This is a genomic window from Streptomyces sp. GB4-14 (assembly GCF_022696125.1).
Taxonomy (GTDB): Bacteria; Actinomycetota; Actinomycetes; order Streptomycetales; family Streptomycetaceae; genus Streptomyces; species Streptomyces werraensis.
On sequence record NZ_RZHO01000002.1, the window covers coordinates 4,331,343 to 4,357,630 of the forward strand.

22 protein-coding genes are annotated in these 26,288 nt (G+C 72.6%); 8 read left to right on the plus strand and 14 right to left on the minus strand.

Translation table 11 applies throughout. From position 1 onward, the window contains the following. The first annotated feature begins 41 nt into the window (after positions 1 to 41). Complete coding sequence (locus tag ELQ39_RS21125; protein WP_242593414.1) at positions 42 to 647, plus strand: TetR/AcrR family transcriptional regulator; 606 nt, start codon at positions 42 to 44, stop codon at positions 645 to 647. 55 nt (positions 648 to 702) lie between these two features. Here the strand turns inward: ELQ39_RS21125 and pepN (ELQ39_RS21130) are convergent, their stop codons facing one another. Further along, positions 703 to 3,282, minus strand: a complete 2,580-nt coding sequence (gene pepN, locus ELQ39_RS21130; RefSeq protein ID WP_242593415.1) for an aminopeptidase N — start codon at positions 3,280 to 3,282, stop codon at positions 703 to 705. Between the two features lie 172 nt (positions 3,283 to 3,454). On the opposite strand from pepN (ELQ39_RS21130), the gene ELQ39_RS21135 reads away from it, so the two are divergent. Continuing rightward, complete coding sequence (locus ELQ39_RS21135) at positions 3,455 to 3,937, plus strand: DUF1203 domain-containing protein (protein WP_242593417.1); 483 nt, start codon at positions 3,455 to 3,457, stop codon at positions 3,935 to 3,937. A gap of 81 nt (positions 3,938 to 4,018) precedes the next feature. Here the strand turns inward: ELQ39_RS21135 and ELQ39_RS21140 are convergent, their stop codons facing one another. Then, positions 4,019 to 5,035, minus strand: a complete 1,017-nt coding sequence (locus ELQ39_RS21140; protein WP_225628047.1) for an aspartate-semialdehyde dehydrogenase — start codon at positions 5,033 to 5,035, stop codon at positions 4,019 to 4,021. 333 nt (positions 5,036 to 5,368) lie between these two features. Between ELQ39_RS21140 and ELQ39_RS21145 the strand changes: the two genes are divergently transcribed. Together ELQ39_RS21145 and ELQ39_RS21150 are read left to right on the plus strand one after the other, a co-directional pair. After that, the gene (locus ELQ39_RS21145; RefSeq protein WP_190000644.1) at positions 5,369 to 5,902 is read left to right on the plus strand and encodes an RNA polymerase sigma factor; all 534 of its coding nucleotides are present in this window, start codon (positions 5,369 to 5,371) and stop codon (positions 5,900 to 5,902) included. Between the two features lies 1 nt (position 5,903). Next, a complete protein-coding gene (locus tag ELQ39_RS21150; protein ID WP_242593419.1) occupies positions 5,904 to 6,725 on the plus strand; it encodes a hypothetical protein in 822 nt (273 codons plus the stop codon). 80 nt (positions 6,726 to 6,805) lie between these two features. Here the strand turns inward: ELQ39_RS21150 and ELQ39_RS21155 are convergent, their stop codons facing one another. Further along, the gene (locus ELQ39_RS21155; RefSeq protein WP_242593421.1) at positions 6,806 to 10,123 is read right to left on the minus strand and encodes a S8 family serine peptidase; all 3,318 of its coding nucleotides are present in this window, start codon (positions 10,121 to 10,123) and stop codon (positions 6,806 to 6,808) included. 294 nt (positions 10,124 to 10,417) lie between these two features. On the opposite strand from ELQ39_RS21155, the gene ELQ39_RS21160 reads away from it, so the two are divergent. Further along, the gene (locus ELQ39_RS21160) at positions 10,418 to 10,876 is read left to right on the plus strand and encodes an NUDIX hydrolase (protein ID WP_242593424.1); all 459 of its coding nucleotides are present in this window, start codon (positions 10,418 to 10,420) and stop codon (positions 10,874 to 10,876) included. 122 nt (positions 10,877 to 10,998) lie between these two features. Further along, positions 10,999 to 12,156: a serine hydrolase domain-containing protein gene (locus tag ELQ39_RS21165; RefSeq protein ID WP_242593426.1), complete on the plus strand. Its 1,158-nt coding sequence runs from the start codon at positions 10,999 to 11,001 to the stop codon at positions 12,154 to 12,156. Between the two features lie 76 nt (positions 12,157 to 12,232). Here the strand turns inward: ELQ39_RS21165 and ELQ39_RS21170 are convergent, their stop codons facing one another. Further along, positions 12,233 to 13,285, minus strand: a complete 1,053-nt coding sequence (locus ELQ39_RS21170; protein WP_190000640.1) for a hypothetical protein — start codon at positions 13,283 to 13,285, stop codon at positions 12,233 to 12,235. A gap of 258 nt (positions 13,286 to 13,543) precedes the next feature. Further along, entirely contained in the window at positions 13,544 to 16,120 is a 2,577-nt protein-coding gene (pepN, locus tag ELQ39_RS21175; RefSeq protein WP_242593428.1) for an aminopeptidase N, read from the minus strand. 137 nt (positions 16,121 to 16,257) lie between these two features. Between pepN (ELQ39_RS21175) and ELQ39_RS21180 the strand changes: the two genes are divergently transcribed. Beyond that, complete coding sequence (locus ELQ39_RS21180) at positions 16,258 to 16,905, plus strand: mycothiol-dependent nitroreductase Rv2466c family protein (protein WP_190000638.1); 648 nt, start codon at positions 16,258 to 16,260, stop codon at positions 16,903 to 16,905. Between the two features lie 6 nt (positions 16,906 to 16,911). Here ELQ39_RS21180 and ELQ39_RS21185 read toward each other — a convergent pair whose 3' ends face one another. From ELQ39_RS21185 to ELQ39_RS32720, 9 genes are all read right to left on the minus strand, one after another. Beyond that, complete coding sequence (locus ELQ39_RS21185) at positions 16,912 to 17,067, minus strand: hypothetical protein (RefSeq protein ID WP_225643810.1); 156 nt, start codon at positions 17,065 to 17,067, stop codon at positions 16,912 to 16,914. A 168-nt stretch (positions 17,068 to 17,235) separates the two neighbouring features. Further along, on the minus strand, positions 17,236 to 18,615 hold the full coding sequence (locus ELQ39_RS21190; RefSeq protein ID WP_242593430.1) for an amino acid permease: 1,380 nt from the start codon (positions 18,613 to 18,615) through the stop codon (positions 17,236 to 17,238). A 139-nt stretch (positions 18,616 to 18,754) separates the two neighbouring features. Continuing rightward, complete coding sequence (locus ELQ39_RS21195) at positions 18,755 to 19,666, minus strand: TauD/TfdA dioxygenase family protein (RefSeq protein ID WP_242593432.1); 912 nt, start codon at positions 19,664 to 19,666, stop codon at positions 18,755 to 18,757. A gap of 16 nt (positions 19,667 to 19,682) precedes the next feature. Then, positions 19,683 to 21,053, minus strand: a complete 1,371-nt coding sequence (locus ELQ39_RS21200; RefSeq protein WP_242593434.1) for an LLM class flavin-dependent oxidoreductase — start codon at positions 21,051 to 21,053, stop codon at positions 19,683 to 19,685. 65 nt (positions 21,054 to 21,118) lie between these two features. Beyond that, positions 21,119 to 21,838, minus strand: a complete 720-nt coding sequence (locus ELQ39_RS21205) for an ABC transporter ATP-binding protein (protein WP_242593436.1) — start codon at positions 21,836 to 21,838, stop codon at positions 21,119 to 21,121. Continuing rightward, positions 21,814 to 22,662: an ABC transporter permease gene (locus ELQ39_RS21210; RefSeq protein WP_242593438.1), complete on the minus strand. Its 849-nt coding sequence runs from the start codon at positions 22,660 to 22,662 to the stop codon at positions 21,814 to 21,816. Before ELQ39_RS21210 ends, ELQ39_RS21205 begins: the two co-directional genes overlap by 25 nt. A gap of 5 nt (positions 22,663 to 22,667) precedes the next feature. Further along, positions 22,668 to 23,732 (minus strand): ABC transporter substrate-binding protein, encoded by a 1,065-nt coding sequence (locus ELQ39_RS21215; protein ID WP_242593441.1) that lies wholly within the window; start codon positions 23,730 to 23,732, stop codon positions 22,668 to 22,670. A gap of 222 nt (positions 23,733 to 23,954) precedes the next feature. Beyond that, positions 23,955 to 25,163 carry an ROK family transcriptional regulator gene (locus ELQ39_RS21220; RefSeq protein ID WP_242593443.1) on the minus strand — a complete coding sequence of 403 codons (1,209 nt, stop codon included), beginning with the start codon at positions 25,161 to 25,163 and terminating at the stop codon, positions 23,955 to 23,957. An 81-nt stretch (positions 25,164 to 25,244) separates the two neighbouring features. Next, entirely contained in the window at positions 25,245 to 25,328 is an 84-nt protein-coding gene (locus ELQ39_RS32720) for a putative leader peptide (RefSeq protein WP_356803470.1), read from the minus strand. A gap of 302 nt (positions 25,329 to 25,630) precedes the next feature. Here ELQ39_RS32720 and ELQ39_RS21225 point away from each other — a divergent pair, with 302 nt between their 5' ends. Beyond that, positions 25,631 to 26,215 (plus strand): biotin transporter BioY, encoded by a 585-nt coding sequence (locus tag ELQ39_RS21225; RefSeq protein ID WP_242593444.1) that lies wholly within the window; start codon positions 25,631 to 25,633, stop codon positions 26,213 to 26,215. Positions 26,216 to 26,288 lie beyond the last annotated feature (73 nt).

The window sequence follows — 26,288 nt, forward strand, 5'->3', positions numbered from 1 at the left end:
ATTGGAGTCGTTAGGGTTTTGTATCTGCTAGCGTTTGAAACATGCCCGAGCAGCCGCCGTCCGGACGTCGAGAGCGCAAGAAGGCCGCCACACGTCAGAAGATCGCCGACACCGCCCTGCGGCTCTTCCTGGAGCGCGGGTACGACGCGGTGGGCATCCGGGACGTGGCCGCCGAGGCCGACGTGGCCGTCACCACCGTCTTCTCCCACTTCGCCTCCAAGGAGGCCCTGGTGTTCGAGCGGGACGCGGACTTCGAGCGGCGCCTCGCCCGCGCGGTGACCGACCGCGCGCCCGGCGCACCGCTCGTGCCCGCCCTGCGCCGGGAGACGCACGCCCTGGTGCGCCACTGCCTGGCCGACGAGGCCGCCCCCGTGTGGCGGATGATCGACGCCTCGCCCGCCCTGCGGGAGTACGAGGGCTCCATGCGGCTGCGGCACGCGGAGACCCTGGCGGCCGCCCTCGCCGCGGAACCGGGCGCGCCGCGCGGCGCCGTCGCCTGCCGGGCGCTCGCCCGGTTCGTGGTGGACGCCTTCGCACTGGCCCGGGAGGCGGACGACCCGGAGACCGCGGTGGACGAGATCTTCCGGATGGCCGAGGCTGCCTGGGAGGCCGCCGAGGCGGGCGCGCCGGTCCAATCCGCGACATGACGGAAGGGGCGCCCGGCCGGGAAGCCGGGCGCCCCTTCTCGTTGTCAGGACCGCGTTACGCCGACGTCGCCGCCGCGTCCGCCGCCTGCGCGCGCAGAGCGCGTTCCACGCCCGCGCGGGACTCCGAGACCAGGCGGCGCAGGGCCGCGCCCGGCTCGGCGGAGGCCAGCCAGGCGTCCGTCCTGTCCAGGGTCTCGCCGGAGACCTGGATGCCCGGGTAGAGGCCGACGGCGATCTGCTGGGCCATCTCGTGCGAGCGGGACGCCCACACGTCCGCCAGCGCCTCGAAGTACTTGTCGGTGTACGGCGCCAGCAGCTCGCGCTGGTCGGTCTGCACGAAGCCGGCGATGACGGCCTCCTGGAGTGCGTTGGGCAGCTTGTCGGACTCGACGACCGAGGCCCACGCCGCCGCCTTGGCCTCCTCCGTCGGGCGGGCCGCCCGCGCGGTGGCCGCGTGCCGCTCGCCCGCCGCCGTCTTGTCCCGCTCGTACTCGGCGGCGATCTCCGCCTCGTCGAACCGGCCCACCGCCGCCAGCCGCTGCACGAACGTCCAGCGCAGCTCGGTGTCGACGGCCAGGCCCTCCACGGTCTGCGTGCCGGCGAGCAGAGCCTCCAGCAGGTCAAGCTGTTCCGGGGTGCGGGCGGTCGCCGCGAACGCGCGCGCCCACGCCAGCTGGTGGTCGCTGCCCGGCTCGGCGGACCGCAGGTGGGCCAGCGTGGCGTCGGTCCAGCGGGCCAGCAGGGTCTCACGGGCGGCCGGGTCGGCGTACAGGTCGAGCGCCAGCTTCACCTGCCGGTGCAGCGACTGCACGACACCGATGTCGGACTCCTTGCCGACGCCCGACAGCACCAGCGACAGGTAGTCGCGGGCGGGCAGCTCCCCGTCGCGGGTCATGTCCCAGGCGGAGGCCCAGCACAGCGCCCGCGGCAGCGACGACCCGAAGTCGCCCAGGTGCTCGGTGACCACGGCGAGGGACTGCTCGTCCAGGCGGACCTTGGCGTACGACAGGTCGTCGTCGTTGAGCAGGACCACCGCCGGGCGGCGCTTGCCCGCGAGCTGCGGCACGGCGGTCAGCTCGCCGTCGACGTCCAGCTCGACCCGGTCGCCGCGGACCAGCTTGCCGGTCGCCTCGTCCAGGTCGTACAGGCCGATCGCGATGCGGTGCGGGCGCAGGGTCGGCTCGCCCTTCGCGCCGGCGGGCAGCGCCGGGGCCTCCTGGCGGACGGCGAAGGAGGTGATGACGCCCGCGTCGTCCGTCTCGATCTCGGGACGCAGGACGTTGATGCCGGCCGTCTCCAGCCACTTCTTCGACCAGGTCTTCAGATCGCGCCCGGAGGTCTCCTCCAGGGCGCCCAGCAGGTCGGTCAGGCGCGTGTTGCCGTACGCGTGGCGCTTGAAGTACGCCTGCACGCCCCGGAAGAACTCGTCCTCGCCGACATAGGCGACGAGCTGCTTCAGCACGGAGGCGCCCTTGGCGTACGTGATCCCGTCGAAGTTGACGAGGACGTCGTCCAGGTCGCGGATGTCCGCCATGATCGGGTGCGTGGACGGCAGCTGGTCCTGGCGGTAGGCCCAGGTCTTCATCTGGTTCGCGAACGTCGTCCACGAGTGCGGCCACTTGGAGCCGGGCGCGTCGGCCTGGCAGGCGGCCTCCGCGAAGGTGGCGAACGACTCGTTCAGCCACAGGTCGTTCCACCACTCCATGGTGACCAGGTCGCCGAACCACATGTGCGCCAGCTCGTGCAGGATCGTGGCCGCGCGCACCTCGTACGCCGCATCCGTCACCTTCGAACGGAACACGTACTGGTCGCGGATGGTGACCGCGCCCGCGTTCTCCATCGCGCCCGCGTTGAACTCGGGCACGAACAGCTGGTCGTACTTCTCGAACGGGTAGGCGTAGTCGAACTTCTCCTGGAACCAGTCGAAGCCCTGCCGGGTCACCTCGAAGATGGCGTCCGCGTCGAGGTACTCGGCGAGCGAGGGCCGGCAGTAGATGCCGAGCGGCACCGACCGGCCGTCCTTCTCGTACACGCTGTGCACCGAGTGGTACGGGCCGGCGATCAGCGCCGTGACGTACGTCGACAGGCGCGGGGTCGGCTCGAAGACCCACACGTTGTCCTTCGGCTCCGGCGCGGGGGAGTTGGAGACGACCGTCCAGCCCTCCGGCGCCTTCACCGTGAACTGGAACGTCGCCTTCAGGTCCGGCTGCTCGAAGCTCGCGAACACCCGGCGGGCGTCCGGCACCTCGAACTGCGTGTACAGGTACGCCTGGCCGTCCACCGGGTCGACGAAGCGGTGCAGGCCCTCACCCGTGTTGGTGTACGCGCAGTCGGCGCTCACCCGGAGCACGTTGCGGCCCCTCAGCAGGCCGGGCAGGGCGATGCGGGAGTCGGCGAAGACCTCGGCGGGGTCCAGCGCGTCACCGTTCAGGGTGACCTCGTGGACGGCGGGGGCCACCAGGTCGATGAAGGACTCCGCGCCGTCCTCGGCGACGTCGAAGCGCACCGTAGTCACGGAGCGGTAGGTGCCCCCCTCCTGCGCGCCGGAGAGATCGAGCTCGATCTCGTACGAGTCAACGGTCAGCAGCTTCGCCCGCTGCTGCGCCTCTTCGCGGGTCAGGTTTGTGCCAGGCACGCGGTCATCTCCTCGATATGTGTGGGTTGCGCCATCCTTCCACGCGGGATCGGCATCACGCGATGACGAAACCGCAGGCATGGGGATACCCCTGTGTCGGAAGGGGGACGTGTCGGGCTCGACGTCCGATCGCCGCCAGCGGGGAGAGGGAAGGGCGGGCGAAGGTGGGGGCATGAGCACCCACACATCGCTGGTACGGGCCGTTCCGCCGCAGGTCGTGAAGGAGCTGCTGGTCCGTGACGACGCCGGCCGTCCGGCCGTTCCCCTCACCGACGGCGAGGGCGGCTCCCCCCTGCGCTGCTGTCTGCGCCGCAGCCGTCCGGGGGAGCGGATCGCCCTCGTGAGTTACGCGCCCCTGCGCCGCTGGGCGTCGGAGACGGGCGTCGACCCGGGCGCGTACGACGAACAGGGGCCCGTCTTCGTCCACGCGGACGGGTGCGCGGGACCCGAGGACGAGGGCCTGCCCTTCACCTCGGCGCACCGCGTCCTGCGCCGCTACTCCACCGACGGGCGGATCCTCGGCGGGCTGCTGGTGCAGGCATCGGAGGACTTCGTACCCGCCCTGCGCGAGGCGTTCGCCGACCCGGCCGTGGCGCTGGTCCACGTACGGGCCGTGGAGTACGGCTGCTTCCTCTACGAGGTCCGGCGGGGCTGACCGCCGCTCACCCGGCCGGCGGAACGGCGAGAGGCGGGCGCCCTCCGGGGACGCCCGCCTCTCCTCGTGCCGGTGCGCCGGTCAGGCGCTCAGTTCCTGCGCCACCAGCTCCGCGATCTGCACCGCGTTCAGGGCCGCGCCCTTGCGCAGGTTGTCGTTGGAGACGAACAGCGCCAGACCGTTCTCCACCGTCTCGTCGCGGCGGATGCGGCCGACGTACGACGGGTCCTGGCCGGCGGCCTGCAGCGGGGTCGGGATGTCCGTGAGGACCACGCCGGGCGCCTCGGCCAGCAGCTCGGTCGCGCGCTCCGGGCTGATCGGGCGGGCGAACCGGGCGTTGATCTGCAGCGAGTGGCCGGAGAAGACCGGGACGCGCACGCAGGTGCCCGAGACCTTCAGCCCGGGGATGTCCAGGATCTTGCGGGACTCGTTGCGCAGCTTCTGCTCCTCGTCGGTCTCGTTCAGACCGTCGTCGACGAGGTTGCCGGCGAAGGGCAGCACGTTGAAGGCGATGGGGCGCTTGTAGACGCCGGGCTCGGGGAAGTCGACCGCCGCGCCGTCGTGCGTCAGCTTGTCGGCCTCGTCGACCACCTTCTGCGTCTGGCCGTGCAGCTCCGCGACGCCCGCAAGACCGGAACCGGACACCGCCTGGTACGTGGCGACGACCAGCGCCTCCAGGCCCGCCTCCGCGTGCAGCGGACGCAGCACCGGCATCGCGGCCATGGTCGTGCAGTTCGGGTTGGCGATGATGCCCTTGGGGCGGTTCGCGATCGCGCGCGGGTTGACCTCGGAGACGACCAGGGGGACCTCGGGGTCCTTGCGCCAGGCGGAGGAGTTGTCGATCACCACGGCGCCCTGCGAGGCGACCTTCTCGGCCAGCGCCTTCGAGGTCGCGCCGCCCGCGGAGAACAGCACGATGTCCAGGCCGCTGTAGTCGGCGGTGGAGGCGTCCTCCACCGTCACACCGTCCAGCTCCGTGCCCGCGGAACGGGCCGAGGCGAACAGGCGCAGCTCCGTGACCGGGAAGTTCCGCTCCTTGAGGATCCTGCGCATGACCGTGCCCACCTGACCGGTGGCTCCGACGATTCCGACCCTCACGACGACTCCCTACTGCGTCTCACGCGTACCTGATGTGCCTGGACGGGGCAGTTCCATCATGCGGCCGACCACGCCCCGGCTGTCCAATTCTTTGCCACGACCGCCCGCACAGTGGGACGAACGCGCTCCGGGCGCCGGTTGCGGACCTTCGGCGTCAACCCATCTGAGCTGCAGAAATTCCCCCCGCGCGGGCCGTCGGCCGCAAGGACCCCTGCCCAGGCCGACCCCGTCCACACGAAGGTGTGACGTACGCCTCGGCCGGCCCAGCGGATCCGTCCGAACGTTCCGCAGGCCCGCCGCGTCGTAGGAGAAACAGCGTGAGGGGGGTGAGCGGTGCTGCGCGGAAGAACCCGGCGCGGCCGCGGGCCGTACGTCGCCGACGACGACCCGCTGGACGCGGCGCAGGAGCGCCGGGTGCGGGCGGTGCTCGCACTCGGGGGAGTGCCGCAGGCGGACCTGCCGGACGGGGTGCAGCAGGTCCGCCTGCGGCTGCTGGAACGCGCCGCGAGCGGCAGGGAGGCGCCCCGGGACGTCTCGGCGTGGGCGGCGGTCGTCGCCTCCAACCTCGCCATGGACTGGCACCGGGCCAAACGGCGGCAGGAACGGGTGGGGGAGCGGCTGGCCGCGCTGCGGCCCGCTCAGGCCCCGTCCGGTGAGGAGACCAGCGTGCTGTCGCTGGCCGTCGCGCGGGGCCTGGACGCGCTGCCCGACGCGCAGCGTCAGGTCGTCGTCCTGCGCTTCTACGCCGACCTGCCGGTGCGCTCGATAGCCGAGCAGCTCGGCGTCCCGGAGGGCACGGTCAAGAGCAGGCTGCACACGGCGGTTCGGGCCCTGCGCGCCCGCCTGCACGAGGACGAGGTGGTGTGACGTGACCGCCCACGACAACAGCGGGGACAAGGACCCGTTCCGGGAGGACGCCGGGCACGGAAGCCAGGGGCACGACGCGCTCGCGGCGGCCCTGTTCGACGAGCCGCCGCCCGAGGGGGTCCGGGAGGACGCCGGGTTCCTCGCGGCGCGGGACGCCGCGCTCGCCGACCTCGCGGTGCTCCGGGAGCAGCTCACGCTGATCGGGGACGCGCTGGCGGGGCGAGAAGAGGCCGCTCCTGCCGGGGAGCGGCCGGCCGAGGACGCCGGGGCGGCCGGGCCGCGCCCCGCACGGACCGCGCCCGCCACGCCGCTCGGGCGAAGGCCCCGGCTCCGGCCGCTGAAGCCGGCGCTCGGCGGGCTCGCCGCCGCTGCCGCCGCGAGTCTCGTCCTCGGACTGGGCTGGCTGGTGTCGCAGAACGGCACGACGGCCGGCTCGGCGGACCGGGGCGTCGCCTCGGACGCCGGAAGTGGGGCGGACGCCAAGGAGGACGCGGGATCCCGCGCCTTCGGCACCCCCGGCTACCTCGCCTGCGCGCGTCTGGTCGCCGAGGGTGAGGTGACGGCGGTGGAGCGGGTGCCGGGAGCCGCCGGAACGTCCCGGATCACCGTGCGGGCGACCCGGTACTACAAGGGCGACGGACCGGTGGCGTTCCTGCGCGACGCCGGGGAGGTCCCGCTGCGCCCGGGCGACCGGGTGCTGGTCGGCACGACGGACGGGGGCCCCTACCCGGACACGGTGGTGACCGGTGAGGAGGACATCGCCCTCCTGCGGGCCGGGCTCGCCGTCGCCGCGTCCGAGTCGCGCGGCCTCGCCTGCGGCTGAGACGCCGGGCCGGCACGGCGAGGGGCGGGCGCCCCTGCGGACGCCCGCCCCTCGTGGGTGATCCTGTGCCTACCGGTCCGCTACGGGACGACCTTCTCGATCGCCACGCTGCCGACGCCCGCGACCGTGCCGCGCGCGTTCACCAGCTGCACACGGCCGAAGAACGCACGTCCCTCGGGAGCCGCGGCGGCGACGGTGACCTCGCCGGAGACGGTGGCCTTGGCGCCCGTGCCCAGCTTCACCGGCGCGGACTCGTCGACGGTGACGGCGCCGAGCGTGGCGGAGAAGAACACGTCCAGGTAGTCGTACTCCGTCGTGCCGGCCGGGACCGAGTAGCCGTCCACCTTGACGGTGTACGTGCCGGGCTTCGGGGAGGCGATGGAGACGGACTCCTCCGAGTCGCCGTCCGCGGACTGCGCGACCCGGGTGCCGGAGGCGTCGTACACGGACAGGTCCAGGTCGGCGGCGGTGTCGGAGACGTTGCCGATCGACACGTCCAGGGACGCGGCGCCCTCGGGCACCTCCACCGTGGTGGTGTGGACGTCACCGGTGCCGATGGACGGACGGGCCGTCTTCGACGAGCCGAGCGGTCCGCCGACCAGCCTGCCGTCGATCGCGGCGGCCTCGTTGGTCACCGTCCAGTCGACGCCGGCCGGGGTGCCGACCTTCGCCTCGGGCACCGTGACGGTCTCCGGGTCGAAGGCCGCGCCGAGCGCGGCGACGTCCAGCGTGTACGGGTTGTCGAGCAGCGGCGAGGTGCGGCGCGCCTCGACCTCGATCTCCCACACGCCCGGCTGCGGGTCCGCGTACGAGCGCACGTCGGGCCGGCAGGTGTTCGCCGGGTTGCTGTAGTTCGGGTAGCAGTTGACCGTCGAGGTCGGGTCGGACGGCACACCGTACGGGTGGATGGAGATGAACCGGGTCTGGCTCGTCGCCTTCAGCCCGCTCATCGCGACCTCCAGCGTCTTCGCGCCCTCGGGCACGGTGACGAAGTAGGAGGTGGTGCTGTTGCGCTGGGCGGTGCCCTTCGCCGAGTAGGTGTACTTCAGCGGGGTGGAGACCACCACGGTGGTGAGGATCTGCCGGTCCACGCCCTCGGTGCGCGGGTCGTCGACCTCGAGGATCGCGCTCTTGATGCCCGCCGAGCGGGGCTGCGCCTGGACCTTGACGGTCACCGGCTTGTTCAGCGGCAGCGAGACGGTGTCGCCGCCGACGACGCGGAAGGTGCGGTCCGCGTTGTTCGCCAGGTCCAGCTCGTGGCGGACGGCGCGGTCCGGGCCGGTCGTACGGGTGATGGTGATGTCGTACGTCTTCTTCTGGCCGGCCTTCAGACCGCCCTCACGGTCGTACAGACCCGTGCCGTGGCCCGGGGTCTTGAGGAACTGGTCGATCGCGGTGTCGACCGGCGCCTTCACCGTGTACTCGTGCGCGGTCGCGCCCTTGCGGATCGCCTTCCAGGCGTCCACGACGTCGATCAGGCCCGCGCCCTCCTCGTAGGCCTGCACACCCTTGATGTGCTCGGCGGTGGAGGTGAGGGCGGTGCGCAGCGTCGCCGGGGTGAGATCGATGCGCTGCTGCTTCGCGGCGGACAGCAGCAGCGCGGAGGCGCCGGCGGCCTGCGGCGAGGCCATCGAGGTGCCCTGCAGCATGCCGTAACCGGCCGGCAGGGAGTAGCCCGCCTCGGCGACCGGGGCTCCCGGCAGCCAGGTCTGGATGGTGTTGATCGCCGCGCCGGGCGCGGTCAGGGTCGGCGTGAAGCCGCCGTCCTCACGCGGGCCGCGCGAGGAGAACGGCATCATCGCGTACGAGGTCTTCACCTCGGAGCCGTAGTTGGCGGCCCAGGTCTCCTTGGAGACGGACGCGCCCACCGAGATGACCTTGTCGGCCAGGGCGGGGTCACCGATGGTGTTGGCGCCGGGGCCGGAGTTGCCCGCGGAGATCACCAGCTGGACGCCGTAGGTGTCGATCAGGCGGGTGTACAGCTCGGCGCGGGCGTTGTTGCCGTCGTTCAGCGCCGGCAGACCGCCGATGGACATGTTGACGATGTCGACGCCGCGCTTGGTGACGAGGTCGATCATGCCCTCGGTCAGGGCGACGTTGGTGCAGCCGCCGGACCAGGTGCAGGCGCGGGAGGAGACCAGCTTGGCGCCGGGCGCGGCGCCGTTCATCTTGCCGCCGAACAGACCGTTGGCGGCGGTGATGCCGGCGACGTGGGTGCCGTGCTCGGACTCGATGACGCCGATGTTGACGAAGTCGGCCTTCTTGCCGACCCAGTCGCCGCCGTAGGGGTCCATCGGGACGTCCTTGCGGATCTCCACGACGAACGGCTGGCGCTCGGCGACGTCGGTCTTCGGGTCGTCGGTGCCGAAGTACCCGATCTGGAAGCCGTCCTTGTACGGCTTCATCGGGGTGTCGTCGGAGAAGTCCTGGTTGTTGTTCAGGTCGACGCGGACCGTGCCGGCGGCCGGGTCGTAGAGCACGCCCCAGACGTCGGTGGTGTCGCCGTCGCGGTTGGCGTCGCCGGCCGCGTCGCCGCCCGTGGTGTACGACTCGCGGAAGAGGCTGACCTGGTAGGAGCCCTGCGGGGCCTTCCAGGTGGCGCCGCCGTAGGTGAAGGCCGGGCCGGAGACCGCGTTGACCATGGGGCGCCAGGTCTGGTCGCTGTCCACGATCGGGTCGGTCGCCGTGACCCAGTCGACGATCTTGCGCTCGCCGGTGGTCGTCTTCTGCAGTGCGGGGTGGCCGAGGTCGACGCCGGAGTCGAGGATGCCGATGGTGACGCCGCGGCCGTCCGCCTTGGGGTTCTTCTTCACGAAGTCGACGGCGCCCGTCTCGAAGGACGGGTTGTACGGGTTCTTCGCGGGCGTCTTCCGGTCGGGCGCGGGGTAGCTCTTGGCGCTGCCGCCCTTGCCCTTGGCGGCCTTCGTGGTGTCGCCGGCCGGCGTGGGGTCGTCGAGCGGGATCTCGTCCCGCAGGTCGACGCCGTGCACGGAGGAGAGCTTGGTGGCGGCGGCGATGGCCGCGTCCGCCTTGCCGGTGGGCACGGTGGCGCGGACGTAGCCGAGCTTGTCGTCCGAGCGGCCGACCGAGGCGCCCTTGACGGACTCGATCTCGTCGGTGACCTGGGCGGTCTTCCCGGGGGCCGTCGCGATCATCATCGTGACGTGCTTGGTGCCTTCGGCCTTGGCCTCGGCGAGCAGTTCCGCGTCGTGCGAGCCGAGCTTGTCGTGGGCGGACTTGACGTCCGCGTCGGCCGGGGCGGCGGCCGGGCTGTCGGCGGCGAGTGCCAGCGGGACCGGCCCGGCCGCGGAGAGCGCGGCGACGAGACCGGCGGCGACGGCTATGCGGACCGCACGTCTGGTGCCCGATATGGGGGCGCGCTGCGGGGAGTTGGTCATCGGCATCCCTTGCAAGGAGCGAACGATCGGGAGCGGCCAGGGGTGATCGGTCCTGGTCGTGGGGGTCCGGAATGCACTACCGGACGATCGATGAGCTTCGCGTAAAGGGCCGATGTTTGGCGAGGGTTGGCCGGAAGGCCGGGAGAGGTGTGGGGAAAACCCCCGATGCCCGTATGGGGAGATCACGCCCGAAGCGGGCAAGTCCGTCATGCTCATGCAGGGTGGGTGTCCACAGTGCGGACCCGCCCGAATACTCCCCTGCGCAACCCCGGCCGCCCGGGTTACCGTCCGGCGATGCGACGGACGTTGAGGGTGGCGGCCTACGCCGTGGTGGTGCGCGACGGACACCTCCTGCTCGCCCAATCTCGGGACGACGACGGCGCCCCCGAGTGGGTGCTGCCGGGAGGCGGCATGGAACACGGCGAGGACCCCTACGACACCGTGCGGCGCGAACTGGAGGAGGAGACCGGCTACCTCGTCGAGGTCACCGGCTTCCTGGGGATCGACTCCAGCCGCCGCACCCTGCCCGGCCGCTTCCGCCGCCCGGTCGACCACCACGGCCTGCGGCTGGTCTACGAGGCCCGGATCGCCGGCGGGGAGCTGCGCAACGAGGTGGACGGCTCCACCGAACTCGCCGCCTGGCAGCGCCTCGACGCCGTCCCCGGCCTCGCCCGTGTCGGCCTGATCGACACCGCCCTGCGGCTGTGGCGCGAACGCCCCGCGTCGGGGCATCCGAAAGCCGGCCTGGGGTGACGCCCACGCGGTCGCGCGGAACGGCCGAAACCCGGTCAACCGCCACGAGCCGTGGCAACCCCGCCGCACCCCGGCGCGGTCCCTCCCCGCGACCACGCACGACGGACAGGGGAGGCACGGGCATGCGGAAGCGGATGCGGACGACGGCGGTGACAGCGGTGGCGGTGGCCCTCTCGGCGGCCCTCGCGGCCCCCGCGGTCGCGGCGGGACCCGGTGGGGACCGCACGGGGGACAGCGGCGACCACCGGGCCACCGCCCGGGCGGTGCGGGCCGCGGTCGAGGGCGGGGTGCCCGGCGTGACGCTGCGGGCGGAGGACCGGCGCGGCGTGTGGACGACCACCGCCGGGGTGGGGAACCTGCGCACGGAGCGTCCGCGCTCCCCGCACGACCGCTACCGGGTCGGCAGCATCACCAAGACCTTCGTGGCGACGGTGCTGCTGCAGCTGGAGGCCGAGGGCAGGCTGTCGCTGGACGACACCGTGGACTCCTGGCTGCCCGGCCTGGTCACCGGCAACGGCCACGACGGCACCCGGATCACCGTGCGTCAGCTGCTCAACCACACCAGCGGGATCTTCGACTACACGGCCGACGAGGACTTCGGCCGCACGTACTTCCTCGAGGAGGGCTTCTTCAAGCACCGTTACGACACCCTCGCGCCCGAGGACCTGGTGCGCGTCGCGATGTCCCACGAGCCGGACTTCGCGCCCGGCGCCGGATGGAACTACTCCAACACCAACTACGTGCTGGCGGGACTGGTGATCGAGAAGTCCACCGGCCGCCCCTACGGCGAGGAGATCCGCCGGCGCGTCATCGCGCCGCTGCACCTCACCGGCACCTCGGTCCCCGGCACCCGCACCGGCGTGCCCGGGCCCAGCAGCCGTGCCTACGGCAAGCTCACCGAGGACGGCAGCGGTCCGGTCCACGACGTCACCCGGCTCAACCCGTCCATGGCCTCCTCGGCGGGCGAAATGATCTCCGACTCCAAGGACCTCAACCGCTTCTACCGTGCCCTGCTCACCGGCCGGCTGCTGCCCGAGGAGCAGTTGGAGGAGATGACCGACACGGTGGCCGTGAACGACAGGAACGGCTACGGGCTGGGCCTGATGAGCACCGAGCTGAGCTGCGGGGTGACCGTCTGGGGCCACGGCGGCGGCATCCACGGCTCCACCTCCGACGCCGTCACGACCCGCGACGGGCGCCACTCCGTGGCCTTCAACTTCAACGGCGACTGGGCCGGGGACCCCGAGGCGGTGATCGAGGCGGAGTACTGCGGCGACTGACCTGGGGGCGGGCCGCCGGGGCGCGTTCTGCTCCCCGGCGGTCCGCCCTCCCCCTTCGACGCGTCAGGCCGCCGCACTAGCGGGGCAGCACGACGACGTACGCCGCCGGGTCGCGGTCCGCCGACGCCATCAGGGCCGTGCGGACCACCGCCGCCTGCTGCTCCGCCGCGTCCCGCAGCTTGCGCGGGGTGATGTGCACGACCGTGATGCCCAGGCGCTCCAGGTGCTCACGCTTGCGGGCGTGTTCCTCCCACTCGGCGTCGTCCTCCGGCCGCCCGCCCGGCCGGGGCGCGCGGGTGTCCAGCTCCACCGCCACCGCCTGCTCCGGCCAGTACGCGTCCAGGCCGCCCAGGTGCGGGCCGCCGGGCAGACGCAGGTCCACGTTCCAGCACGGGTCCGGCAGGCCGTACTCGCGGACCATCCGGTACAGCCGGGACTCCGCGAGCGCCCGCCCCTCGGCCAGCAGCGAGTCCACCGCGTCCACCACGTGCGGGCGGTTCAGCAGCTTCGCGGCCGTCAGCTCCCGGACGACCGCCGCAGGTTCGCAGTGTCCGCCGCGCACCGCCTCCGTCAGCAGCCGGCGCACCACGACCGCGTCCTTCAGGCCCGCCACCGCGTCCGCAAGCGCGCGCGGGACCGGGGCCACCGGCAGGCCCGTGACCTGCTCCGGGACCGGCAGCGCGGCCGCCCGCACGACCCGGGCGCAGCCCGTCGACCGCAGCCGGCGCAGGCGCGGCACCAGCACGTCGAACGTCTCCTGGGACGGCAGCGGGGGAGCGGACGTGAAGCCGTGCAGGGTCAGCGCGGCCAGCCCGGTGATCATCGCCTCGCCGTAGGGGGAGGCGGGCGGCTCGTCCCGGCCCGGCTGCACAGGCACGCTCACGGTCCGCTCCCGGGCCGCGTAGAGCAGCACCGCGTGCAGCCGCTCCTCGCTGGTCGGCGGCCCCGGGTGCAGCAGGACCACACCGGGCAGGAGCTGCTGCCAGGGCCCGCCGGGACGGCACTGCTCTCCGGCCTCCGCGGCGGAGACGCCGTGCGCCCGCAGTTGCGTGTGGGTCAGCACGCGGCGTCCGGTGCCGGTGGCGAGGTGGTGCAAGGGGCGCGGGGAGAGGGGGGTGTTGTGGTTCATGACCGGCAATTTCCCGCCTCCGGCCGCCCTCCGAACCCCTGTTACACGTCCGTCGACGAACCCGGACAAGCCCGCACTAAAGGACGCTTGTTCGGATACCGAAAGCCGCTGGTCCGTTCGGGTGAGGGGTGGGGTTACGGGGCCGAATGCCCGCGTTCGGTAACGGTGGTTGCACGGAGGGGCTGACATGTCAGCCCCTCCGGCGTCCGAGGAGCGGGGTCCGGGGCGCGGCCCCGGGGCAGATGAGACGCGGGAGTCTCAGCCCGCCGCGGCGTCACACGCCTGGCCCCGCAGGGCGCGCGCCAAGTCGTCCCGCGCCTCGAGCACAAGACGCCGCAGCGCAGGCGCCGCGTCCTCGTGCGCCGCGAGCCACGCGTCGGTCGCGTCCAGGGTCTCCTCGGAGTCCTCGTAGGACGGGAACAGACCGCGGACCACGTCCATGCCGATCTGGATCGACCGCTCCGTCCACACCCGCTCGATCACCGCGAAGTACTTCTCCGCGTACGGCGCGAGCAGCTCCCGCTGGGACGGCTGGGCGAAACCCGCGATCGTCGCCTCCACCAGCGCGTTGGACAGCGCGTCCGACTCCACGACCTGCGCCCAGCACTGCGCCTTGACCGCCTCCGACGGGCGGGCCGCCAGACAGCGGACGTGGTGGCGGCGGCCGGACGCGGTGTCGTCCCGCGCCAGCTCCTCGTCCAGCCGCTTCTCGTCCGCCGCCCCGTGCGCGGCCAGCGGCTCCAGGAACGCCCAGCGCAGCTCCTGGTCCACCTCGAGACCCGGCAGCGTCTCCGTGCCGTCCAGCAGCGACGCCAGCAGCTCGAAGTCGGCCTCGGCGCACGCCACGCGGGCGACGAACCGCGCCCACGCCAGCTGCTGCTCGCTGCCCTCGCCGGCCGCGCGCAGCTGCTCCGCCGCGCCCTCGGCGAGCCGCCGCCCGGCCTCCTCGCGCCGCTCCGGCGCGGTGTAGTGCACGGCCGCCGACTCCGCCCAGGCGTGCAGCATCTGCAGCACGCCGATGTCGGTCTCCCGGCCCGCGAACCGCAGCACCAGCCCGATGAAGTCGCGGGCCGGCAGCAGCGCGTCGCGCGTCATGTTCCACAGCGCGGACCAGCACAGCGCGCGGGCCAGCGGGTCCGTGAGGTCGCCGAGGGCCTCTCGGAGCGTGGCCAGCGAGGTGTCGTCGAAGCGCGTCTTGCAGTACGTCAGGTCGTCGTCGTTGACCAGCACCAGCTCCGGCGCGTCCGCGCCCGCCAGCTCCGCGACGACCGTCCGCGGGCCCTCGACGTCCGTCTCGGCCTGCGCGTACCGCTCGAGCGTGCCCGCGGCGGTGCGCCGGTACAGGCCCACCGCGACCCGGTGCGGACGCAGTTCGGGATGTGACTCGGCGGCCTCCTGCACGACGGCCAGCTCGTCGACCGTGCCGTCCGCACGCAACAGCACCTGCGGGGTGAGGGAGTTGACCCCGGCGGTCTCCAGCCACGCCCGCGACCACGCGGCCATGTCCCGCCCGCTGGTCTCCTCCAGCACCGACAGCAGGTCGCCGAGCCGGGTGTTGCCGTAGGCGTGCCGCTTGAAGTAGCGGCGGGCGCCCTCCAGGAACGCGTCCTGGCCGGCGTACGCCACCAGCTGCTTGAGCACCGAGGCGCCCTTGGCGTAGGTGATGCCGTCGAAGTTGAGCTTGGCGTCCTGCAGGTCGCGGATGTCGGCGGTGACGGGGTGCGTGGAGGGCAGCTGGTCCGCGCGGTAGGCCCACGCCTTGCGGCGGTTGGCGAAGGTGATCCAGCCGTCGGTGAAGCGGGTCGCGCCGACCAGGGCGAACGCGCCCATGAAGTCGGCGAAGGACTCCTTCAGCCACAGGTCGTCCCACCACTCCATGGTGACCAGGTCGCCGAACCACATGTGCGCCATCTCGTGCAGGATCACGTTGGCCCGGCCCTCGTAGGAGGCCTGCGTCACCTTGCCCCGGAAGATGAACTCCTCGCGGAAGGTCACCATCCCCGGGTTCTCCATCGCGCCCAGGTTGTACTCGGGCACGAACGCCTGGTCGTACTTCCCGAAGGGGTACGGGTGGTCGAAGTGGTCGTGGAAGAAGTCCAGGCCCTGCTTGGTGACCAGGAAGACGTCGTCGGCGTCGAAGTGCGGGGCGAGGCCCTTGCGGCACATCGCGCCGAGCGGGATCTCCAGCCGGGTGCCGTCCTCGAAGACCCGCTCGTAGTGATCGGTCACGTAGTGGTACGGACCCGCGACGACACACGTGATGTACGTCGAGATCGGCTTGGTCTCCGCGAACCGCCAGACGCCGTCGGCCAGGTCGCCCACGCCGTTGCTCCACACCGTCCACCCCTCGGGCGCCCGCACCTCGAAGCGGTACGGGGCCTTGAGGTCGGGCTGCTCGAAGTTCGCGAAGACCCGGCGGGCGTCGGCCGGCTCGTACTGGGTGTACAGGTACACCTCGCCGTCCTCGGGGTCGACGAAGCGGTGCATGCCCTCGCCGGTGCGGGAGTAGGCGCACTGCGCGTCCACCACGAGCTCGTTCTCGGCGGCCAGGTCCTCCAGGAGGATGCGGCTGCCGTCGAAGACCTGGCCCGGGTCGAGGTCCCGTCCGTTGAGGGACACGGACGTCACGGCGGGCGCGATCAGGTCGGCGAAGCTGCTCGCCCCCGGCTCGGCGCAGCGGAACCGCACGGTGGTGACCGACCGGAAGGTGCGCGGTCCGTCGCCGTCGTGCTCGCCGGTCGCGGACCGCAGGTCCAAGGACACCTCGTACCCGTCGACGGACAGCAGCGCTGCCCGCTCCCGGGCCTCGTCACGGGTCAGGTTCTCACCGGGCACGGGCGGACTCCTCATGCGTCGTCGACAGGGATGGACAGCACCGATCCTGCCATGCGCCCCTGACGCGGGTCAGCCGGGAATGGCCGGGGCGAGCCACGGCGTTGCCAGGGTGGAACACTGCCTTCTCGAGGAGCGACATGTCGGACAAGTCTCACGCCACGCCCGTCGACTTCTGGTTCGATCCGCTGTGCCCGTGGGCCTGGATGACCTCCCGCTGGGTGCTGGAGGTGCAGAAGCAGCGCGACCTGGACGTGCGCTGGCACCTGATGAGCCTCGCCGTCCTCAACGAGGACAAGCTGGACGAGCTGCCCGCGGAGTACCGCGAGATGCTCGAGGTGAAGGCCTGGGGCCCCGTCCGGGTGGTCATCGCCGCACAGGAGGAGCACGGGCCGCAGGTCCTCGGCGACCTCTACACCGCGCTCGGCACCCGCATCCACAACAAGGGGGAGGGCCCGGGCAAGGAGACGGTCGCGGCGGCGCTGAAGGACGTCGGGCTGCCCGACTCCCTCATGGAGCACTGGGACTCCACCCCGTACGAGCCGCAGCTGCGCGCCTCCCACAAGGAGGGCATCGACAAGGTCGGCCAGGAGGTCGGCACCCCGGTGATCGCGGTCCCCGGCCCCGACGGCGAGGAGATCGCCTTCTTCGGCCCGGTCGTCACCCCGGCCCCCCGGGGCGAGGAGGCCGTCCGCCTCTGGGACGGCACCCTCGCGGTCGCCTCGGTCCCCGGCTTCTACGAGATCAAGCGCACCCGCACGAAGGGGCCGGACTTCAGCAACCTGTGACGGACGTCAGTCCGGAGGCAGCAGTTTGACCGGCTTGGGGAACGGTCTGATCTGCGCCCACCGGCGCAACGTCCGGCACTGTCCGCCGGTTTCCGTGTCCACCACGTTTTCGCAGATCCAGAAGTCGTGCACGGCCCTGAGGCCCAGCTGTCGCTTGGCCACAGCCTCCTCCTCGCGGCTCAGCAGGCGGTGAGGATGCCGGTCGCGGCACGTTGAGCATTGCAGCGTCAGTCTTCTGGGTGTCGCCATTGCGCCACGGTGGCCCGGAATGCCGTATACCGGAAGCCCCCGCGAGTCGCACCTCGCGGGGGCTTCCGATGGAAGGGCGCGTCAGCGGCGCTCGCGCGCCCGCTGCCAGGCGTAGCCGACCGCCGCCAGCGCCAGCGTCATCGCGCCGGTGGAGTAGAGCTGCACCCGCGTGTCCGGTTCGCGGGCCATGAGCACGAAGACCGCCGCCATGCCGGCCAGCGCCACCCAGGTCAGCCACGGGAACGCCCACATCCGTACGGTCAGCTTCTCCGGCGTCTCGCGCTCCAGGCGGCGGCGCAGCCGCAGCTGGGAGACGGCGATGAAGATCCACACGACCAGGATCACCGCGCCGATCATGTTCAGCAGCCAGGCGAAGACGTCGTCCGGCCGCCAGTAGCTCAGCAGCACGCACAGGAAGCCGAAGACGGAGGACGCCAGCACGGCGACGCGCGGCACCCCGCCCGACACCCGGCCCAGCCACTTGGGGCCCTGGCCGCGTGCCACCAGCGAGTAGCCGATGCGGGAGGCGCCGTAGATGTTGGCGTTCATCGCGGACAGCAGCGCCACCAGCACGACCACGTTCATCAGCTGCCCGGCGCCGGGGATGCCGAGCCGGTCGAGGGCGGCGACGTAGGGGCCGTCCTCCACCACCTGCGGGGAGTCCCAGGGGACGAGGGCGACGATGACCGCCATCGAGCCGACGTAGAAGACGGCGATCCGCCACATCGCGGTGCGCACCGCGCGCGCCACGCCGCGGACCGGGTCCTGGGACTCGGCGGCCGCGATGGTCACCGTCTCCAGGCCGCCGTAGGCGAAGACGGACGCGAGCAGGCCGATGACCAGGCCCTCGCCGCCGCCCGGCATCAGCTCGGTGAGGTTGGAGCCGCCCGGCGAGTCGGTGCCCGGCAGCACACCGGCCAGTGCCAGCACGCCCAGCACCAGGAACAGGGTGATCGCGCCGACCTTCAGCGCGGCGAACCAGAACTCGAACTCGCCGAAGTTCTTCACCGCCGCGAGGTTGGTCCCGCAGAACACCACCATGAACAGCGCCACCCACGCCCACTCGGGTGTGCCCGGCAGCCAGCCGTGGACGATCTGTGCGGCGCCGATGCCCTCCAGGCCGACCGCGGTGCACAGCAGCACCCAGAACGCCCAGCCGGCGGTGAACCCGGCCCAGGGGCCGATGGCCCGCTCGGCGTGCGAGGAGAAGGACCCGGAGGAGGGATACGCGGCCGACATCTCGCCCAGCATCCGCATCACCAGCATGACCAGCAGGCCGGAGAGGGCGTAGGCGATCACGATGGAGGGGCCTGCGGCGGCGATGCCCGCGCCGGAGCCGACGAACAGTCCGGCGCCGATCACCCCGCCGAGGGCGATCATCGACAGGTGGCGCTGCTTGAGGCCGTGCGAGAGGGAGACGCCGTCGCTGTCGGCGGGCGTCTCGACCGTGGTGAGGGGCATGGGCGCGGCTCGTCCAATGGGGGGAAGACGACAAAAACGCCCCCAGTCTGGGCGGCCGCCCGGCGGTCCCGGGGCGGCCGCCCAGCATGTGGACGACAGTCAAGCGGAGGGTTACAGTCCGCTCACTGCGGGGTGACCGTCAGGCCGCGGCCGGCACCTTCGCCACGCTCGTGTAGTGCGAGGCGTCCCCCTCGATCACGTAGGACTCCTTGCCGTCGATGCCGACCGGCACGTCACCGGCGACCGTGACCCGGTGCAGGCGGCGGGGCAGACCGTCGTAGTTGTCGATCGCGTAGTGCTGGGTGATGCGGTTGTCGAACAGCACCAACTGGTTCGGCTCCCAGCGCCAGCGCACCACGTTCTCCGGCCGGGTGACGTACGCCTGGAGCAGATTCAGCACCTTGCGCGACTCGCCCCTCGACAGCCCCACGATCCGCTGGGCGAAGCCGCCGATGAACAGCCCGCGCTCCCCGGTGAGGGGGTGCACCCGCACCACCGGGTGGACGGTGCGGTACTTCACGGAGGTGAACTGGGCGCGCCGGGCCGCCTCGTCCTCGTCGACCGCCTCCTCGGGCACGGCGTAGTCGTAGTCGTTGGTGTGCTCGGCCCACAGGGTGTCGGCCAGCCGGCGCAGCGGTTCGGGCAGGTCGCGGTAGGCGGCGGCCGCGTTGGCGATCAGCGTCTCACCCCCGTACGGCGGGATCGTGATGCTGCGCAGGGAGGTCGCCTGCGGCGGGTTGAGGACGAAGGTGACGTCCGTGTGCCAGTTGTTGGCGGCCCGCCCGCGCCCGCTGTCGACGGGCAGCACGCCGGGTGCGCCCTCGACGGCCGGCACGGTCGGATGGGCGCCGGTGATCTCGCCGAAGTGCCGCACGAAGGCCTGTTGCCCGGCGTCGTCCAGGTGGACGTCGTCGAAGAGGAGCGTCTTGTGCTCGTTCAGGGCGTCCCGCAGCGCGGTGACGGTGGCGTCGTCCAGCGGCCGGGAGAGGTCGACGCCGAAGACGCGGGCGCCGATGTTCGCGGTGACCTTGGTGATCCGGAGGTCGGACATGAGGGTGTTCCTTCCTTCAGGGGTGTCGGACGAGCGCGGCCGCGGGGGCCGCCTCGGGGGTGCGCGCGGTGACGTGCTGGTTGGCGGGGCGCGGCAGGCCGTAGCGCTCGCGCAGGGTGCGCCGGGGGCCGTACTCGGTGCGGAACAGGCCGCGGGCGCGCAGGATCGGGACGACCTCGTCGACGAAGGTCTCCAGCCCGGACGGCAGTACGGGGGGCATGATGTTGAAGCCGTCGGCGGCGCCCTCGGCGAACCACCGGCCGATGGTGTCGGCGACCTGCTCGGGGGTGCCGGTGAAGGTCAGATGCCCGCGCCCGCCGCCCAGCCGCGCGACGAGCTGCCGCACGGTGAGCCGCTCGCGCCGGGCCAGCTCCACGATCAGCGTGTAACGGCTCTTGGCGCCCTCGATCTCGTCCTCCGAGGGCAGGTCGTCGGGCAGCGGGCCGTCCAGGTCGAGCGTCCCCGGGGCGAGGCGCAGCAGCTCCTCCAGCCGGCCCACCCCGTGCTCGTGCACGATGTGCTCCTCCAGCACCCGCTCCAGACGCCGCGCCTCGGCCTCGGTGGAGCCGATGACCGGCACGATGCCGGGCAGCACCTTGATGTGGTCGGGGTCGCGTCCGGCCCGCGCCGTACGGGCCTTGAGGTCGGCGTAGAAGGACCGCGCGTCGGCCAGGGTCTGCTGGGCCGTGAACACGGCCTCCGCGTACCGCGCCGCGAACCGCTTGCCGTCCTCCGACGACCCGGCCTGCACCAGCAGCGGATATCCCTGCGGGGTGCGCGGCACGTTGAGCGCGCCCTCGACCCGGAAGTACGTGCCCCGGTGGCGCGGCGGGTGGATCCTGGCGTCGTCGCCCCACACCCCGGCCGCCTTGTCGGCGACGACCGTGTCGTCCTCCCAGCTGTCCCACAGCAGACGGGCGACGTCCAGGAACTCGGCGGCACGCGCGTACCGTTCGGCGTGCGCGGGCTCGGCGTCCAGGCCGAAGTTGCGGGCCGCCCCGGCGCCGGCGGTGGTGACGATGTTCCACCCGGCCCGGCCCTTGCTGACGATGTCCAGGGAGGAGAACTTCCGGGCCAGGTTGTAGGGCGAGTTGTAGGACGTGGACGCCGTCGCGATCAGCCCGATGTGCTCGGTCGCGGTCGCCAGCGCGGTGAGCAGGGTGAGCGGCTCCAGCGCCCCGGCGGGACGCTGTGCCACGGAACTCCACAGCTGGGGACCGTCGGCGAGGAACAGCGAGTCGAACGTGCCCCGTTCGGCGGTCCGGGCCAGCCGCACGTGATGGTCCAGGTCGACATGGGCGTACGGGTCGCTCTCGGGCAGCCGCCACGACGCCTCGTGGTGCCCGGTGTTCATGAGGAAGGCGTTCAGATGGAGCTGTCTGGGCATGCGGGATCCCTTCTCGGTGCGGGGCTGCTGAGGCGTGCGTCGGGCGCGGTGCGGGCGAAGGGCCGTCACGGGGCGTCCTCAAAGACGCCGAGCGCCTTCAGCAGCCGGGTCCGGTACCCGCCGTGGGCGTGCGGGCCGTCACGGTCGACCGTCAGGTCGAGCCCGATCCGGCCGTCCTCCAGCACCAGCACCCGGTCCGCGAGGACGATCGCCTCGTCCACGTCGTGCGTGACCAGCAGCACCGACGGCCGGTGCCGCTCCCACAGCCGCCGCAGCAGCGCGTGCATCTTGATCCGGGTCAGCGCGTCCAGCGCCCCGAACGGCTCGTCCGCCAGCAGCAGTTCGGGCTCCCGCACAAGAGACCGGGCCAGGGCGGCCCGCTGCTGCTCGCCGCCCGACAGCTCGGTCGGCCAGGCGCGTTCCCGGCCGCCGAGACCGACCTCGGCGAGCGCGGCCCGGCCGCGCTCCTCGGCGTCCTCGCCGTCCAGGCCCAGCAGCACGTTGGGCAGCACCCGGCGCCAGGGCAGCAGCCGGGAGTCCTGGAACACCACCGACACCCGCCCGGGCGCGGTCAGGGTGCCGCTGCCGGCCACCCCGTGGTCGATGCCCGCGATCGCCCGCAGGAGCGTGCTCTTGCCGGAGCCGCTGTGCCCGAGCAGCGCGGTGAACTGACCGGCGGGCAGGTCCAGGTCGACGCCGTCGAGGACGGTGCGCCCCTCGAAGGACCGGGTCAGGCCGCGCAGCCGTACGGCCGGCCGGGTCAGCTGCTCAGTGTGCGGCGCCATGACAGCACCCTCCGTTCGATCGCGCGGACGGCGGTGTCGGAGACCAGGCCGAAGAGGCCGTAGACGACCAGACCGACGAGGATGACGTCCGTCTGGCCGTAGTTCTGCGCCTGGAACATCATGTAGCCGAGTCCGCTGGTGGCGTTGATCTGCTCGAGGACGACCAGGCCCAGCCAGGACCCGGTGACGCCGAGCCGCAGCCCGACGAAGAAGCCGGGCAGCGCGCCCGGCACGACGACCTGCCGGACGAAGGCGAACCGGGACAGGCCCTGCACCTCCGCCAGCTCCACGAACCGGTGGTCGATGCCCGACAGCGCGGCGTGGGTGTTCAGGTAGATCGGGACGTAGACGACGATGGCGATGATCGCGATCTTGAAGGTCTCGCCGATGCCCAGCCAGAGGATGAACAGCGGGATCAGACCCAGCGTGGGCACCGCGCGGTTGAGCTGCACGCTGCCGTCGATCAGCGCCTCGCCGATCCGGCTGAGCCCCGAGGCCAGGGCGAGCACGATGCCCGCCGTGAGACCGATGGCGAACCCGGCCCCGGCGCGCTGCAGCGAGGTGAGGACGTCGCGGGGGAGGGTGCCCTCGGTCCACAGCCGGACCCCGGTCTCCACCACGGTCCAGGGCGCGGGGATCGCGCCGGGGTCCAGCCGTCCGGTGGCGGAGGCGGCGGCCCACAGCGCCAGCACCAGCAGCGGGCCGGTGATCCGGGTGGCGGGCAGCCGTTTCCCGGGGGACAGCCGTCGTCGTCGCCGTACCTGGTGCTCCTCCGCGACGGCGGCGGGCGGTGCGGGCGCGGTCGTGGTCGTGGTCGTGGTCACGGCGGTCACCTCCGGTACTCCGCGGGCACGGCGCGCGCGGCGAGCGACTCGAAGCGCCGGTCGAAGAGGACGCCGACCTCGAACTTGTTCACGTAGCCGCCTTCCGCGAGCAGATCGGCGGTCTCCTGCTCCCACGCGATCGCCTCGTCCCAGCGCGGCGGGAAGCAGGGCTTGTTGGCGAGTGCCGTGATGGACTCGGCCTGGGCGGGCGTGAGGTTCTGCGTCTTGACGTAGTACTCCCGGTTCCACACGTCCGGGTGCTCGTACTGCCACACCGCGCCCTGGGCCCAGTACGGGATGTACGCGGCGACCGCGGCGGCCTTGGCCCGGTCGGCGAGCACCTCGGCCGGCGCCCACAGCAGGTTGAGCAGGTCCACCACGTCGGTGGGGATGGTGCGGGCGCCCTTCGACCCGTACTGCGTGAGGTAGGCCGGTGCCTGGCTGATGCCGAGCGGGGCGATGTCCACCTGCCCGGACTGCAGGGCGGTGAGGAACTGGTTGCTGGTCAGCGGCACCAGCTCGGCGTCGTCGTGGTCCAGGCCGGCCTCCTTGAGGGCGCGCAGCAGCACCACGCCCTGGGCCTGGCCCTGCGAGAACGCCAGCCGCCTGCCCTTGAAGTCGGCGACCGTGCGGATGTCGCTGCCGGGCTTCGTGGCGAACAGGTAGTTGGGCTTGCGGGTGACGTTGATGGCGACGATCCGCGCGTCGAAGCCCTGGTAGAAGGCCTGGATGGGCGGGATGCCCGCGTTGTTGGCTAGGTCCAGGGACTTGGCGCGGAACGCGTTGATGACGTCCGGACCGGCCCCGATGTTCAGCCACTCCGCCACCTCGAACGGCAGGTCGTCCAGGCCGGCGAGCTTCAGCTGGATCTGCTGGAAGTTCTCGAACGAGGAGATCTTCAGACGGGTGCCGGGCGGGACCTTGCCGGCCAGCGGGGCCTTCAGCGCGGCCTCGTCGGCCGCGGCCCCGGCCTCGGCGCAGCCGCTCAGTCCGGCCGCGGCGGCGGTGACGCCGAGCAGGGAGGTGAGGAAGAGACGCCGGTCGAGGCCGGCCGCCGGTGGTGCGGGCATGAGAGAACTCCCGGGGATGGGGGAATGCGCACAAGGGTGTGCGCGGGGACGGAAGGCAGGCTGAATTACCGGGCGGAAAATGCCCGGAAGAAAAAGCGCGTGAGAAAGGGGGGACGCTGCGGGAGATCGCGCGTCAACGTGTCAGCAACAGAGGGTGCGACAGCTCATGACCAGCATGTTCCTCGTCCCTGAAGAGGGCTGTCAATATTCGGAGTTTCTGAATTAAATACGCTCTGGTGACACGCTCAGCGGATCCCGGTAGAGCACGTCGAGAGCGACCGCTCCACCGGCGACGGCCAGCACGGATTCCGGGAAACTCGTCGGTGTCACGGTGGCCGCACGCGCCGGGTCCAGCTCGCCGCGCAGCGCCGCGAGACAGTCCGGCCGGTGGATGACGCCGATCTCGGTGACGACGACGCTCTCCGGGTTGAGGACGTCCGTCAGCAGACCCACCGCGCGCCCCACCATGCGGGCCCGCTCCCGCAGCAGCCGCCCCGCCACCGGATGCCCGGCCGCCGCCGCGTCGACGACGTGCAGCGGGTCGCGCCCGTCGCAGACGCCTGCCTCACGGGCCCGCCGGCACAGGGTGCGCTCGCTCAACTCGGCCTGGAGGCAGCCGGTCCGGCCGCACGGGCAGCGCTCGGTGCCGCCCGCCAGCGGGAGATGGGCGATCGCGCCCGCCTGGGACCGCGGCCCGTGATGCACCTCGTCATGCGTGGCGAAGGCCGCGTCGACGATGTTCCCGGCGAACAGGTGCAGCGCGCTCCCGCTGCCCCGCGCGGCCCGGCCGAACAGCCGCTCCGCGTCCGCCAACGCCCGTGCGTGCCCGTCCACATGGACCGGCAGTCCGGTACGGGCGCGCAGCGCCTCCCGCACCGGGACCTCCCGCCAGCCCAGCAGCGGATGGTCGACGACCGTGCCGGCCGCGCGGTCCACCCAGCCGCCGGCCGCGAAGCCGACCCCGAGCGGCCGCCGCTCCGGCACCCGCTCCAGCAGCTCGGCGAGACCGTCGGCGGCCCGCGCCAGCACCCGCAGCGGTTCGGCGCCCGGGTGCGGCAGCCTCCGCTCGGCCACCACCCGGCCACGCAGGTCCAGCAGCGCCACCGTGGTGTACGGCACCGCCACATGGACCCCGCCGACCACCAGCCGGGCCCCGTCCACGTCGAGGGGCAGGTGCGGGCGTCCCACCCCGCCGGAGCGGCGCGGCGCCGTGGCCTCGCGGACCAGGCCGAGCTCCGTCAGGCGGGCGCAGTGGTCGGTGACGGAGGCAGGGGACAGGCCGGTGAGCCGCGCGATGGTGCTGCGGGCCACCGGACCGTGCTCCAGCACGCACCGCAGCACGGTACGGGCACTGGTGCGCCGCCGGTCGGGATCGGCGGCGCGCGCCGGGCGGGCGGGGGAACGGGGCGGGGGTGCCACGGTACGAAGCATGGGGAACTTCCTCGGGAACGGGTCCGACACTGCGCCGTCGTACGGGAGTCGAGGCGCGCCGGATCCGCTCCGCACGCCTCGTCAGAGGAGGCGACAGGCGGCCGTGCCCACGCGTCGCAGATCGACGTGGCGACGCGAGGTGAAGTTCCGGGACTGGGCGACCATGGCCCGAAGCTAGCAAACGGCCTCGCCCGCTGCCCAGACCGTGACCGACGGGCGAGACGGCCCGCCCGGGCACGCCCGTCCGCGTTGGTGGATCCCTACAGCCGCCGCCGCACGCGTCCGTGTCGGCGACACCACGCCACCTCAGTGACCCGTGTCACCTCGGGTGAGGTGTGACCCCCCTCCTTTGTCCGGAGCCCACCAACTCCCTGACGGAGCCTTTGTCGAGCGCTGCTGGTGATCGGCACGGGGGCGCCGGTATAGCGTCGCCGTGTTCCCACTTGCCCTCACCCCGGGGAGTCCCCATGAGCACCGCCACCGTCACCTCCGCCCGGCCCGGACAGGTCCTCGCCGACCTCGTCCCCGCCTCCCGTGTCCGGGACGCGGCCCTCGTGCTCGGGGGCGCCGCCCTCACCGGTCTCGCCGCCCAGATCGCGGTGCCCGTCCCCGGCTCCCCGGTGCCGGTGACCGGCCAGACCTTCGCGGCGCTCCTCGTCGGCACCACCCTCGGCGCCCGCCGCGGCTTCGCCTCGCTCGCGGTGTACGCGCTGGTCGGCATGGCGGGCGTGCCGTGGTTCGCGGAGGGCAGGTCCGGGATGGGCATGCCGTCGTTCGGCTACATCCTCGGCATGCTGCTGGCGTCCGTCGTCGTGGGCGCGCTCGCCCGCCGCGGCGCCGACCGCTCCGCCTGGCGCACGGCCGGCACCATGCTGCTCGGCTCGGCGGTCATCTACGCCGTCGGCGTGCCGTACCTGGCCCTGGCCACCGGGATGTCCGCCTCCGCGGCGATCGCGGCCGGCCTGACCCCGTTCCTCGTCGGTGACGCGCTCAAGGCGGCGCTCGCGATGGGCCTGCTGCCGACTGCCTGGAAGCTCGTCGACAAGCGCTGACGACTCCACCGCACACGCCGAAGGGCTGGGCGGGCGCCGTTCACGGCGCCCGCCCAGCCCTTCGGCGTGTCAT

Excerpts from the sequence above, each read along its gene's own strand:
- ELQ39_RS21165 (WP_242593426.1), top strand. The coding sequence starts at position 10,999 with ATGCGGAAGCGGATGCGGACGACGGCGGTGACAGCGGTGGCGGTGGCC.
- ELQ39_RS21190 (WP_242593430.1), bottom strand. The coding sequence starts at position 18,615 with ATGCCCCTCACCACGGTCGAGACGCCCGCCGACAGCGACGGCGTCTCC.
- ELQ39_RS21215 (WP_242593441.1), bottom strand. The coding sequence starts at position 23,732 with ATGCCCGCACCACCGGCGGCCGGCCTCGACCGGCGTCTCTTCCTCACC.
- ELQ39_RS21155 (WP_242593421.1), bottom strand. The coding sequence starts at position 10,123 with ATGACCAACTCCCCGCAGCGCGCCCCCATATCGGGCACCAGACGTGCG.
- ELQ39_RS21160 (WP_242593424.1), top strand. The coding sequence starts at position 10,418 with ATGCGACGGACGTTGAGGGTGGCGGCCTACGCCGTGGTGGTGCGCGAC.
- ELQ39_RS21170 (WP_190000640.1), bottom strand. The coding sequence starts at position 13,285 with ATGAACCACAACACCCCCCTCTCCCCGCGCCCCTTGCACCACCTCGCC.
- ELQ39_RS21220 (WP_242593443.1), bottom strand. The coding sequence starts at position 25,163 with ATGCTTCGTACCGTGGCACCCCCGCCCCGTTCCCCCGCCCGCCCGGCG.
- ELQ39_RS21200 (WP_242593434.1), bottom strand. The coding sequence starts at position 21,053 with ATGCCCAGACAGCTCCATCTGAACGCCTTCCTCATGAACACCGGGCAC.
- ELQ39_RS21195 (WP_242593432.1), bottom strand. The coding sequence starts at position 19,666 with ATGTCCGACCTCCGGATCACCAAGGTCACCGCGAACATCGGCGCCCGC.
- ELQ39_RS21205 (WP_242593436.1), bottom strand. The coding sequence starts at position 21,838 with ATGGCGCCGCACACTGAGCAGCTGACCCGGCCGGCCGTACGGCTGCGC.
- ELQ39_RS21225 (WP_242593444.1), top strand. The coding sequence starts at position 25,631 with ATGAGCACCGCCACCGTCACCTCCGCCCGGCCCGGACAGGTCCTCGCC.
- ELQ39_RS21125 (WP_242593414.1), top strand. The coding sequence starts at position 42 with ATGCCCGAGCAGCCGCCGTCCGGACGTCGAGAGCGCAAGAAGGCCGCC.
- ELQ39_RS21180 (WP_190000638.1), top strand. The coding sequence starts at position 16,258 with ATGTCGGACAAGTCTCACGCCACGCCCGTCGACTTCTGGTTCGATCCG.
- ELQ39_RS32720 (WP_356803470.1), bottom strand. The coding sequence starts at position 25,328 with ATGGTCGCCCAGTCCCGGAACTTCACCTCGCGTCGCCACGTCGATCTG.
- ELQ39_RS21135 (WP_242593417.1), top strand. The coding sequence starts at position 3,455 with ATGAGCACCCACACATCGCTGGTACGGGCCGTTCCGCCGCAGGTCGTG.